At 68.0% G+C, this 10,800-nt stretch carries 12 protein-coding genes; 10 read left to right on the forward strand and 2 right to left on the reverse strand.

The features are described 5' to 3' along the window. The first annotated feature begins 118 nt into the window (after positions 1-118). Both A9G05_RS15820 and A9G05_RS15825 read left to right on the forward strand, forming a co-directional pair. Positions 119-850, forward strand: a complete 732-nt coding sequence (locus A9G05_RS15820) for a carbonic anhydrase (protein WP_083265717.1) — start codon at positions 119-121, stop codon at positions 848-850. A 74-nt stretch (positions 851-924) separates the two neighbouring features. Beyond that, complete coding sequence (locus tag A9G05_RS15825) at positions 925-2,454, forward strand: SulP family inorganic anion transporter (RefSeq protein ID WP_069561878.1); 1,530 nt, start codon at positions 925-927, stop codon at positions 2,452-2,454. A 3-nt stretch (positions 2,455-2,457) separates the two neighbouring features. Here A9G05_RS15825 and A9G05_RS15830 read toward each other — a convergent pair whose 3' ends face one another. Further along, a complete protein-coding gene (locus A9G05_RS15830; RefSeq protein WP_069561879.1) occupies positions 2,458-3,117 on the reverse strand; it encodes a hypothetical protein in 660 nt (219 codons plus the stop codon). 370 nt (positions 3,118-3,487) lie between these two features. Here A9G05_RS15830 and coxB point away from each other — a divergent pair, with 370 nt between their 5' ends. The 4 genes from coxB to A9G05_RS15850 are packed head-to-tail and all read left to right on the forward strand — an operon-like array spanning position 3,488 to position 7,678. Beyond that, the gene (coxB, locus tag A9G05_RS15835) at positions 3,488-4,615 is read left to right on the forward strand and encodes a cytochrome c oxidase subunit II (protein ID WP_083265718.1); all 1,128 of its coding nucleotides are present in this window, start codon (positions 3,488-3,490) and stop codon (positions 4,613-4,615) included. Position 4,616: 1 nt separating this feature from the next. Further along, the gene (gene ctaD / locus A9G05_RS15840) at positions 4,617-6,221 is read left to right on the forward strand and encodes a cytochrome c oxidase subunit I (RefSeq protein WP_069561880.1); all 1,605 of its coding nucleotides are present in this window, start codon (positions 4,617-4,619) and stop codon (positions 6,219-6,221) included. 1 nt (position 6,222) lies between these two features. Continuing rightward, complete coding sequence (locus A9G05_RS15845; protein WP_069561881.1) at positions 6,223-6,768, forward strand: cytochrome c oxidase assembly protein; 546 nt, start codon at positions 6,223-6,225, stop codon at positions 6,766-6,768. A 22-nt stretch (positions 6,769-6,790) separates the two neighbouring features. Further along, positions 6,791-7,678 (forward strand): cytochrome c oxidase subunit 3, encoded by an 888-nt coding sequence (locus A9G05_RS15850; RefSeq protein ID WP_069561882.1) that lies wholly within the window; start codon positions 6,791-6,793, stop codon positions 7,676-7,678. A gap of 6 nt (positions 7,679-7,684) precedes the next feature. Here A9G05_RS15850 and A9G05_RS15855 read toward each other — a convergent pair whose 3' ends face one another. Continuing rightward, the gene (locus A9G05_RS15855; protein ID WP_069561883.1) at positions 7,685-7,888 is read right to left on the reverse strand and encodes a twin transmembrane helix small protein; all 204 of its coding nucleotides are present in this window, start codon (positions 7,886-7,888) and stop codon (positions 7,685-7,687) included. Positions 7,889-7,919: 31 nt separating this feature from the next. Between A9G05_RS15855 and A9G05_RS15860 the strand changes: the two genes are divergently transcribed. The 4 genes from A9G05_RS15860 to A9G05_RS15875 all read left to right on the forward strand — a co-directional run. Then, positions 7,920-8,690, forward strand: a complete 771-nt coding sequence (locus tag A9G05_RS15860; RefSeq protein ID WP_069561884.1) for an SURF1 family protein — start codon at positions 7,920-7,922, stop codon at positions 8,688-8,690. After that, positions 8,665-9,243: a hypothetical protein gene (locus A9G05_RS15865; RefSeq protein ID WP_069561885.1), complete on the forward strand. Its 579-nt coding sequence runs from the start codon at positions 8,665-8,667 to the stop codon at positions 9,241-9,243. Before A9G05_RS15860 ends, A9G05_RS15865 begins: the two co-directional genes overlap by 26 nt. 21 nt (positions 9,244-9,264) lie before the next feature. Continuing rightward, positions 9,265-10,308: a heme A synthase gene (locus A9G05_RS15870; protein ID WP_069561886.1), complete on the forward strand. Its 1,044-nt coding sequence runs from the start codon at positions 9,265-9,267 to the stop codon at positions 10,306-10,308. A gap of 23 nt (positions 10,309-10,331) precedes the next feature. Beyond that, a partial coding sequence (locus A9G05_RS15875) for a UbiA family prenyltransferase (RefSeq protein ID WP_170832313.1) occupies positions 10,332-10,800 on the forward strand: 469 nt, incomplete at its 3' end.

Below are 10,800 nucleotides of genomic sequence, written 5' to 3' on the forward strand. Positions count from 1 at the left end.
GTTGGGTTAAGGCTCGTGTTTAAGGTCTGTAGGGGCTCCGACCGCCTAGTTGAAGCGCCATCCGCCAACCCGTGGCGGAGCACTGGGCATGACGCCCATCCGACCTTCAGGAGGACCCATGAAACAGGACATTCTCAGCATTCGACCCGGGCAGTCTGCCGGCCTCGGTGACACCCCCGCCGAGGCCACCTTCGCCGCGCTGGTGGACGGCTGCCGACGCTTTCGGGAGCAGGCGTTCCCCGAACAGCAGGCGCTGTTCCAGCGTCTGGCACGCAGCCAGGCTCCACGCACCATGTTCATCACCTGCGCCGATTCGCGCATCGTCCCGGAGTTGATCACCCAGAGCTCGCCCGGCGACCTGTTCGTCACCCGCAATGTCGGCAACCTGGTGCCGGCCTACGGACAGATGAATGGCGGCGTCTCCACCGCCATCGAATACGCCGTGCTGGCCCTCGGCGTGCAGCACATCATCGTCTGCGGCCATTCGGACTGTGGCGCCATGAAGGCGGTGCTGGCCCCCGAGAGCCTTGGCCGCATGCCCACCGTGCGTGCCTGGCTGCGCCATGCCGAGGTGGCCCGCAGCCTGGTGGAGCGCAACTGCGACTGCGCCGGGCACGACACCCTTGGCGTGCTCACCGAGGAGAACGTGGTGGCCCAACTGGACCACCTGCGCACCCACCCTGCCGTCGCTGCGCGCCTGGCGGCCGGGCAGTTGTTCATCCATGGCTGGGTCTACGACATCGAGACCGCTGCCATCCGCGCCTACGACGCCGAGACGGGTCGCTTCCGCCCGCTGGAGGAGGCCAGCGCGAGCATGGCCACCCCGCGTCCCCGCTACCTGGCGTCCTGACGCCCTGACGCCCGTCCCTTGCAACGGCGCCCGCTGGGCCGCCGTACCCCATGCTGCGCTCAGGAGAACACGCCATGCGCCTTGCTGAACTCAAGAACTCATTGCCACGGGAGGTGCTCGCCTCGGTGGTGGTCTTCCTCGTCGCCCTGCCGCTGTGCATGGGTATCGCCATCGCCTCCGGCATGCCGCCGGCCAAGGGCCTGGTCACCGGCATCATCGGCGGCCTGGTGGTGGGCTGGCTGGCCGGCTCGCCGCTGCAGGTCAGCGGCCCGGCGGCCGGGCTGGCCGTGCTGGTCTTCGAACTGGTTCGCGAGCACGGCGTGGCCATGCTCGGGCCGGTCCTGGTGCTGGCCGGTGCCCTGCAACTGCTGGCCGGCCGCCTGCGCCTGGGCTGCTGGTTCCGCGTCACCGCACCGGCGGTGGTGCAGGGGATGCTGGCCGGCATCGGCATCCTCATCGTGCTGTCCCAGGTCCATGTGATGTTCGACGCCAGCCCCCAGGCCTCGGGCCTGGACAACCTGCTGGCCTTCCCGGCGACCCTGCTGGAGGCGGCCCGTCTGTTCGGCCCGGGTGGCGGCCTCGATGCCGCCCTGCTGGGGCTCGGTACCATCCTGGTGATGCTGGCCTGGGAGCGCTGGCGGCCAGGTGCGTTGCGCTTCCTGCCCGGTGCGCTGATCGGCGTCGGCCTCGCCACCCTGGTGGCCAGCGGCCTCGACCTGCAGGTGAACCGTGTGCAGGTGCCGGCCACCCTCGGCGAGGCCATCGACTGGCTGCAGCCGGCGGACCTGCTGCGACTGGCCGACCCGCAACTGCTGCTGGTGGCGCTGGTGCTGGCCTTCGTCGCCAGTGCCGAGACGCTGCTCTCCGCAGCAGCGGTGGACCGCATGCACAGCGGCCCGCGCTCCGACCTGGACCGCGAGCTGTCGGCCCAGGGCATTGGCAACCTGTTGTGCGGGGTGCTCGGCGCCCTGCCGATGACCGGGGTGATCGTGCGCAGCTCGGCCAACGTCCAGGCCGGCGCGCGGACCCGTCTCTCGGCGGTGCTGCACGGCGCCTGGCTACTGGCCCTGGTGGCGCTGCTGCCGGGCCTGCTGCAGCAGATCCCCATCGCCAGCCTGGCCGGTGTGCTGGTCTACACGGGCATCAAGCTGGTGGACCTCAAGAGCCTGCGCGGCCTTGGCCGCTATGGGCGCGCACCCTTGGCGATCCATGCCGCCACGGCGCTGGGCATCGTCGCCTTCGACCTGCTCAGCGGGGTGCTGATCGGCTTCGGCCTGACCCTGGCCAAGCTGGCCTGGAAGGCCTCCCGGCTGAAGGTCGCCCTGGTGCCCATCGGTCCGGACGAGGCAGAACTGCGTCTGATGGGCGCGGCCACCTTCCTGCGGGTGCCGCAACTGGCGGCGACCCTGGAGGGTGTGGCGCCGAGCATGCGGCTGCATGTGCCGCTGGACCGGCTCAGCTACATCGACCACGCCTGCATGGAGCTGCTGCAGGACTGGGGCCGCAACGCCGAGCGCCAGGGCGGCGGGCTGTGCATCGAAGCGCGCGGGCTCAACCGGCGCCTGGAGGGGCGACGGCTGAGCCTGCGGGGGCGGACGGTCTGAGGGTCAGGCGATGGCGCAGGGTGCCGGGTCCAGTTGCAGCTCGACGCCGAGCTGGCGCGACAGGCAGGGCCAGCGCTTCCACGCCGCCTCCACCTTAGGGTCGTGCAGCCGCGCGCGGTACTGCTGCACCGACTCGCGCTGGAACACGCCCGGGTCCAGCATGCCGTCCACCGCCAGGTGGACGGCCTCGTCCAGTTGATTGGCGAAGGGCTCGCCGATGAGCTGGTGGGCGATCAGGTTGGCCACCGTGGTGTCCAGCGGGATCAGCGGCTCGCCCAGGTGGGCGATGTAGCGGTCGTTCACCTCTTCCACCAGACGATGGGCCAGGTAGGCTTCGTCCAGCAGGCCGTCCAGCCCTTCGTGTCCCTCCACCACGCTGGGAGGCTGCAGGAAGAAGTGCTCGGCCACCTTCAGCATCGGCTTCACCTCCGCCTCGATACCGGCCTCGGCCGCGACGCTGGCGGCGGCGTCGAGCACGTCCGGCACCTGGTCGATGTAGGCCGCGACGAAGCGCGAGAGCACCCCGTGGGCATCGCTGCCGGGCAGGCGGATGGCCGGGTGCAGGCGGGACAGTTGGGCATCGAGCAGGCGCGCCAGATGGCCGTGGGCGGCTTCCTGGGCGTGGGCCTGGCGGATCAGTTCGCGCAGGGCGAGGGTGTTCATGACTGCTCCTGATTCAGGACATGGGATGGGAAGAACAGACCTTAGCCTGCCGGGGTCGGCGGCTAAGACCGGATTGTCATAATCGCTTAACGCTTATGCATCCAAGCGATAACGGCTCCCATTTACTTTATCAGCGAAGCCACGCCCGGCGCGGCCTGCGCCGCTGCGAACGTTCCGCACAGGATAAGTTTCCCCGCTGATTGCCAGGTCGGTCCCCCTGTCTATACTCCGACCCGAAGGCGTTACCTGATGACACCCGACTGTGCACCACGTGCTAGAGGTCGGCCGTTAAAGTCAGCCGTATTGACGACCGTCCCCCAGCCGCTGGCCCAGCCGGCGGGAAGAACAAGAACGATAAGGGGAACCCGCAATGATGCGACATCCGCGTGCCTGGATGGGATTCCTGCTGTGGTTGACGTTGACTCCGGTTCAAGCGGCCTGGACGGTCAACATGTCGCCCGGCGTTACGGAGGTCAGCCAGAGCGTATTCGACCTGCACATGACGATCTTCTGGATCTGCGTCGTGATCGGCGTGATCGTCTTCGGCGTGATGTTCTGGTCGATGCTCGTCCACCGCCGTTCCACCGGCCAGGAGCCCTCCCACTTCCACGAAAGCACCACGGTGGAGATCCTCTGGACCGTCGTGCCCTTCGTGATCCTGGTGGCGATGGCAGTGCCGGCCACCCGCACCCTGATCAAGATCTACGACACCTCCGAGTCGGAGCTGGACATCCAGATCACCGGCTACCAGTGGAAGTGGAACTACAAGTACCTGGGCCAGGACGTCGAATTCTTCAGCAACCTGGCCACGCCCGCCGAACAGATCCAGAACAAGGCCGACAAGGGCGAGCACTACCTCTTGGAGGTGGATGAGCCGCTGGTGATTCCGGTGGGCACCAAGGTGCGCTTCCTGATCACCGCCGCCGACGTCATCCACTCCTGGTGGGTGCCGGCGCTGGCGGTCAAGCGCGATGCCATCCCCGGCTTCGTCAACGAGGCCTGGACGCGCATCGACAAGCCCGGCCTCTACCGCGGCCAGTGCGCCGAGCTGTGCGGCAAGGACCACGGCTTCATGCCCATCGTGGTCGAGGCCAAGTCCCGCGAAGACTTCGCCGTCTGGCTCGCCGAGCGCAAGGCCGAGGTGGCCAAGGTCAAGGAACTGACCGAGAAGGACTGGACCCTCGACGAACTGGTGGCCCGCGGCGACAAGGTCTACCACACCGCCTGCGCCGCCTGTCACCAGGGCGAGGGGCAGGGCATGCCGCCCATGTTCCCGGCGCTGAAGGGCTCGAAGATCGCCACCGGGCCCAAGGAAGGCCACCTCGACATCGTTTTCCACGGCAAGCCCGGCACCGCCATGGCCGCCTTCGGCAAACAGCTTTCGGAAGTCGATATCGCCGCCGTGATCACCTACGAGCGCAACGCCTGGGGCAACAACACGGGCGACATGGTCACGCCCAAGGAAGTCCTGGCCCTCAAACAAGCCGAGGAGAAATGACATGAGTGCAGTGATCGATCCGGGCCACGATGGCCACGATCATGCCGGGCATGATCACCACCACGGCCCGGCCAAGGGCCTGATGCGCTGGGTGCTCACCACCAACCACAAGGACATCGGCACCCTGTACCTGTGGTTCGCCTTTGCCATGTTCCTGCTGGGCGGCTCCATGGCCATGGTGATCCGCGCCGAGCTGTTCCAGCCCGGCCTGCAGATCGTCGAACCGGCGTTCTTCAACCAGATGACTACCATGCACGGCCTGATCATGGTCTTCGGCGCGGTGATGCCGGCCTTCGTCGGCCTGGCCAACTGGATGATCCCGCTGATGATCGGCGCGCCGGACATGGCCCTGCCGCGCATGAACAACTTCAGCTTCTGGCTGCTGCCGGCGGCCTTCGGCCTGCTCATCAGCACCCTGTTCAGCGCCGGCGGCGGGCCCAACTTCGGCTGGACCTTCTACGCCCCGCTGTCCACCACCTATGCGCCGGAGAGCGTCACCTTCTTCATCTTCGCCATCCACCTCATGGGCATCAGCTCGATCATGGGCGCGATCAACGTGATCGCCACCATCCTCAACCTGCGCGCCCCGGGCATGACCCTGATGAAGATGCCGCTGTTCGTCTGGACCTGGCTGATCACCGCCTTCCTGCTGATCGCGGTGATGCCGGTGCTGGCCGGCTGCGTGACCATGATGCTGATGGACATCCACTTCGGCACCAGCTTCTTCAACGCGGCGGGGGGTGGCGACCCGGTGCTGTTCCAGCACGTGTTCTGGTTCTTCGGCCACCCCGAGGTGTACATCATGATCCTGCCCGCCTTCGGCGCGGTCAGCTCGATCATCCCGGCCTTCGCCCGCAAGCCGCTGTTCGGCTACACCTCGATGGTCTACGCCACCGCCTCCATCGCCTTCCTTTCCTTCATCGTCTGGGCGCACCACATGTTCGTGGTGGGCATCCCGCTCACCGGCGAGCTGTTCTTCATGTACGCCACCATGCTGATCGCCGTGCCCACCGGGGTGAAGGTGTTCAACTGGGCGACCACCATGTGGCAGGGCTCGATGACCTTCGAGACACCGATGCTGTTCGCCGTGGCCTTCGTCATCCTCTTCACCATCGGCGGCTTTTCCGGGCTGATGCTGGCCATCGCCCCGGCGGACTTCCAGTACCACGACACCTACTTCGTGGTGGCGCACTTCCACTACGTGCTGGTGCCCGGCGCCATCTTCGGCATCTTCGCCTCGGCCTACTACTGGCTGCCCAAGTGGACCGGCCACATGTACGACGAGACCCTCGGCAAGCTGCATTTCTGGATGAGCTTCATCGGCATGAACCTCGCCTTCTTCCCCATGCACTTCGTGGGGCTGGCCGGCATGCCCCGGCGCATCCCCGACTACAACCTGCAGTTCGCCGACTTCAACATGGTCTCCTCCATCGGCGCCTTCACCTTCGGCGCCACCCAGTTGCTGTTCCTGTTCATCGTCATCAAGTGCATCCGTGGCGGCAAACCCGCCCCGGCCAAGCCCTGGGACGGTGCCGAGGGGCTGGAATGGAGCGTGCCCTCGCCGGCGCCGTACCACACCTTCAGCACCCCGCCCGAGGTGAAGTGACATGGACGGCGAGCTGGGAACCCGCCGTCTGATCCAGCGCCTGCTGGTGCTGGTGGTGGCGATGTTCGGCTTCGGTTTCGCCCTTGTGCCGATCTACGACGTCATGTGCGTCGCCTTCGGCATCAACGGCAAGACCAACGCCAGCGCCTACGAAGGCAGCCAGGTGCAGGACGACAAGCGCCAGGTGCGCGTGCAGTTCCTCGCCACCAACGCGGCGGACATGACCTGGGAGTTCCGCTCCAAGGCGGACGACCTGGTGGTGCACCCGGGGGCCAGCAACGAAATGCTGTTCATCGCCCACAACACCACCGACAAGCCGATGAGCGCCCAGGCGATCCCCAGCATCTCGCCCTCCAAGGCCGCCGCCTATTTCCACAAGACCGAGTGCTTCTGCTTCACCCAGCAGGTGCTGCAGCCGGGTGAACGCATCGAGATGCCGGTGCGTTTCATCGTCGACCGCGACCTGCCGGCGGACGTGCACCACCTGACCCTCGCCTACACGCTGTTCGACATCACCGCCCGCAAGCCGCCAGTCGCCAGCAACTGAGGCGCGCAAGGAGAACGACACGATGGCTAGCCACGAGCAGTACTACGTCCCCGCCCAGAGCAAATGGCCGATCATCGCCACCATCGGCATGCTCGTGACCGTCTACGGACTGGGCACCTGGTTCAACGACCTCAAGGCCGCGCGGCCCGAGTCCAACGGCCCGCTGATCTTCTTCATCGGCAGCCTGTGCCTGGCCTACATGCTGTTCGGCTGGTTCGGCGCGGTGATCCGCGAGAGCCGGGGCGGGCTCTACAGCCCGCAGATGGACCGCTCGTTCCGCTGGGGCATGAGCTGGTTCATCTTCTCCGAGGTGATGTTCTTCGCCGCCTTCTTCGGTGCCCTGTTCTACATCCGCATGTGGGCCGGCCCCTGGCTCGGCGGTGAGGGGGACAAGGGCGTGGCCAACATGCTCTGGCCCAATTTCGAATACACCTGGCCGCTGCTCAACACCCCCGATCCCAAGCTGTTCCCCGGACCGAAGGAAGTGATCGACCCGTGGCACCTGCCGCTGATCAACACCCTCCTGCTGGTGTCCTCCAGCTTCACCGTCACCTTCGCCCACCACGCGCTGAAGAAAGACAACCGCAAGCTGCTGAAGATCTGGCTGGCCCTGACCATCCTGCTCGGCGCCGCCTTCCTCGCCCTGCAGGTCGAGGAATACGTGCACGCCTACACCGAACTGGGCCTGACCCTTGGCTCGGGCATCTACGGCGCCACCTTCTTCATGCTCACCGGCTTCCACGGCGCCCACGTGACCATGGGCACCCTGATTCTCATCGTGATGCTGGTGCGCATCCTGCGCGGCCACTTCGACGCCGAGCACCACTTCGGCTTCGAGGCCGCCAGTTGGTACTGGCACTTCGTGGACGTGGTCTGGGTCGGGCTGTTCATCTTCGTCTACGTGCTCTGAACCGCCCTACCAGGTGACGTGGGACACCAACTGGCCGCTGTAGAAACCCCAGGCCACCAGCGCCAGGATCGACGCGGCCAGTACCACCCGCAGGGTCAGGGCGTTCACCAGGCGGTGGCCCTTGCCGGCGTCCTTGACCAGGAAGAACAGGCCGCTGAACAGGCTGACCACCATGGCCAGCAGCAACACCAGGATGAGCGCCTTGAGCATGGGGCGACTCCGTCGACAGAAGGGGGACGTCGTGCAGTATAGCCAGCCCTACCCGGGCACCCGGCGACCCCGGGCCCGGCGCTTCCGACCCGGCTGGGGGCCCACCCTGGCGGTGCTCCTGCTGCTGCCGCTGCTGGTCGGCCTGGGCCTCTGGCAGCTCGGCCGCGCTGAGGAGAAGCGCCAGTTGCTGGCCGGCTACGAAGCCCGCCGACAGGCCGACCCGGTGAGCGTGCTGGACCTGGAACGCCAGCCCGACCCCGCCTTCATGCGGGTGCGTCTGCAGGGCCGCTTCGACGCCCAGCACAGCCTCCTGCTGGACAATCGCACCCGCAACGGCCGCCCCGGCGTCGAACTGCTGCAACCCTTCTACGACCCGGCCAGCGGGCTCTGGGTGCTGGTCAACCGGGGCTGGCTGCCCTGGCCCGACCGCCGCACCCCGCCGACCTTCGACACCCCTGCCGCCGCCCAGGTGCTCGATGCCTGGGCCTACGTCCCGCCCGGCACCAGCCTCGAACTGCGCCATGTGGACAGCCGCGACTGGCCACAACTGATCAACCAGGTGGACGCCGCCGCGCTCTGGCAGCGCCTCGGCCGTGGCGGCCTGCCCCTGGAACTGCGCCTGGAGCCCGGCAGCGCGGCCTACGACACCGACTGGCCGGTGGTGGCCATGGGCCCCGAACGCCACCTGGGCTACGCCGTGCAATGGTTCGCCCTGGCCGTCGCCCTCTGTGCCCTGTACCTCTACCTCGGCATCCGCCTAGCACGGGAGCTTCCTGATGAACCCAGCCCTCGCTCTGCCTGAACGCCCGCACCGCGCCCGTGGGCGCCTGCAACTGCTGTTGATCCTCGCCGTGGTGATCGGCCCCATGGTGCTGGCCTCGGCCATGTACCACCTGCGTTTCTGGGTGCCCGACGGGCGCAGCTACCACGGCACGCTGATCGGCAACGGCCAGCAGCGCGAAGACCTCGGCGTGCAGGGCGCCGCCGCCCCCGAGCGCTGGCAGTTGCTGGTGACCGCCCCGGCCGGCTGCCCCGCCGACTGCCAGCAACTGGTCTACCTCGCCCGGCAGATCAACATCGGCCTGGGCCGCGAAGCCAACCGCGCCGACCACGCCCTGGCCCTGGGCGGCAGCCTCGACGAGGCCTATCGCCAGACCCTCGAGCGCGACTACCCGCGCCTGGCCCGCTACGGCCTGGACCCGGCCACCTACACCAAGGCCGGCGGCGGCAGCACCCCGCAGCTGTGGATCGTCGACCCCCACGGCAACCTGGTACTGCGCTACGACGGCCAGGTGCCCGGCAAGCGCGTGCTCGACGACCTGCGCCACCTGCTGAAGCTGTCCAACATCGGCTGACCCGGCCCGAAGGAGACCGCCATGCCTCGCACCTTCCGCCCCGGTTTCACCCTCGCCGCCCTGGCCACGGTGCTGGCCCTGGTGGTGGTGCTGCTCGGCGCCTACACCCGGCTCACCCACGCCGGCCTCGGCTGCCCCGACTGGCCGGGCTGCTACGGCTTCATCGGCGTGCCGCAGACCGACGCCCAGTTGGCCCACGCCGAGCGCCACTTCCCCGAAACCCCGGTGGAGGCGCAGAAGGGCTGGAACGAGATGGTCCACCGCTACTTCGCCGGCGTCCTTGGCCTGGTCATCCTCGGCCTCGCGGTACACGCCCTGGTTCGGCGCGGGCGTGACGGCCAGCCCCTGCGCCTGCCCCTGGTGCTGCTCGGCGTGGTCATCACCCAGGCCGCCTTCGGCATGTGGACGGTCACCCTCAAGCTCTGGCCCCAGGTGGTCACCGCCCACCTGCTCGGCGGCTTCACCACCCTGGCCCTGCTGTTCCTGCTCAGCCTGCGCCTCTCCGGCGCGCTGCCGGCGCTCAGCCTGCCCACGGGCCTGCGGCGGCTGGCGGCAGCGGCCCTGGCCCTGGTGATCGGGCAGATCGCCCTGGGCGGCTGGGTCAGTTCCAACTACGCGGCGGTGGCCTGCGTCGACCTGCCTACCTGCCACGGCCAGTGGTGGCCGGCAATGGACTTCGCCAACGGCTTCCACCTCACCCAGCACATCGGCCCCAACTACCTCGGCGGCCAACTGGACAGCGACGCCCGCACCGCCATCCACATGACCCACCGCCTCGGCGCCCTGGTGGTGACCCTGACCCTGCTGGCGCTGGCCTGGCGCCTGCGCGGCGAAGGCCTCGGCCGCCTCGCCGGGCTGCTGCTGGCGGTGCTGGCGCTGCAGGTGGGGCTGGGTATCAGCAACGTACTCTTCCACCTGCCGCTGCCGGTGGCCGTGGCCCACAACGGCGGCGGCGCTCTGCTGCTGCTGACCCTGGTGCTGGTGAACTACCGCGTGCGCGCACCAGCCCTGGCAACCGAACCGGGCGACCCCGCCCTGCGCCTGCCTGCCGGCAAGCCCGCCTGACGACAAGAAGAAGGAGAGACGCCATGGCCACGCTGCTCCAGCACGGACACACCCGGGCCCACGCCACCTGGCGGGACTACCTGGAACTGACCAAACCCAAGGTCGTGCTGCTGATGATCATCACCTCCCTGGTGGGGATGTTCCTCGCCACCCGCGCCGGCGTGGCCTGGGAGGTCCTGCTGTTCGGCAACCTCGGCATCGCCCTCTGCGCCGGGGCAGCGGCGGCGGTGAACCATGTGGTGGACCGGCGCATCGACGCCATCATGGCGCGCACCCTCAAGCGCCCGGTGGTCAGTGGCCGCGTCTCGCCGTTGGCAGCGCTGGCCTTTGCCCTGTTGCTGGCGGTGGCCGGCCTGGCCCTGCTGCTGCGCTTCACCAACGAACTGGCGGCCTGGCTCACCCTCGCCTCGCTGCTGGGCTACGCCGTGCTCTACACCGGCTTTCTCAAGCGCGCTACGCCGCAGAACATCGTCATCGGCGGGCTGGCCGGGG

The sequence above is a fragment of the Pseudomonas sp. ENNP23 genome, from assembly GCF_001728945.1.
Taxonomy (GTDB): domain Bacteria; phylum Pseudomonadota; class Gammaproteobacteria; order Pseudomonadales; family Pseudomonadaceae; genus Metapseudomonas; species Metapseudomonas otitidis.

Coding starts and splice junctions, on each gene's coding strand:
- A9G05_RS15845 (WP_069561881.1), top strand. CDS start 6,223: ATGGACGGCGAGCTGGGAACCCGCCGTCTGATCCAGCGCCTGCTGGTG.
- A9G05_RS15830 (WP_069561879.1), bottom strand. CDS start 3,117: ATGAACACCCTCGCCCTGCGCGAACTGATCCGCCAGGCCCACGCCCAG.
- A9G05_RS15855 (WP_069561883.1), bottom strand. CDS start 7,888: ATGCTCAAGGCGCTCATCCTGGTGTTGCTGCTGGCCATGGTGGTCAGC.
- A9G05_RS15825 (WP_069561878.1), top strand. CDS start 925: ATGCGCCTTGCTGAACTCAAGAACTCATTGCCACGGGAGGTGCTCGCC.
- A9G05_RS15865 (WP_069561885.1), top strand. CDS start 8,665: ATGAACCCAGCCCTCGCTCTGCCTGAACGCCCGCACCGCGCCCGTGGG.
- A9G05_RS15820 (WP_083265717.1), top strand. CDS start 119: ATGAAACAGGACATTCTCAGCATTCGACCCGGGCAGTCTGCCGGCCTC.
- coxB (WP_083265718.1), top strand. CDS start 3,488: ATGATGCGACATCCGCGTGCCTGGATGGGATTCCTGCTGTGGTTGACG.
- A9G05_RS15870 (WP_069561886.1), top strand. CDS start 9,265: ATGCCTCGCACCTTCCGCCCCGGTTTCACCCTCGCCGCCCTGGCCACG.
- A9G05_RS15850 (WP_069561882.1), top strand. CDS start 6,791: ATGGCTAGCCACGAGCAGTACTACGTCCCCGCCCAGAGCAAATGGCCG.
- ctaD (WP_069561880.1), top strand. CDS start 4,617: ATGAGTGCAGTGATCGATCCGGGCCACGATGGCCACGATCATGCCGGG.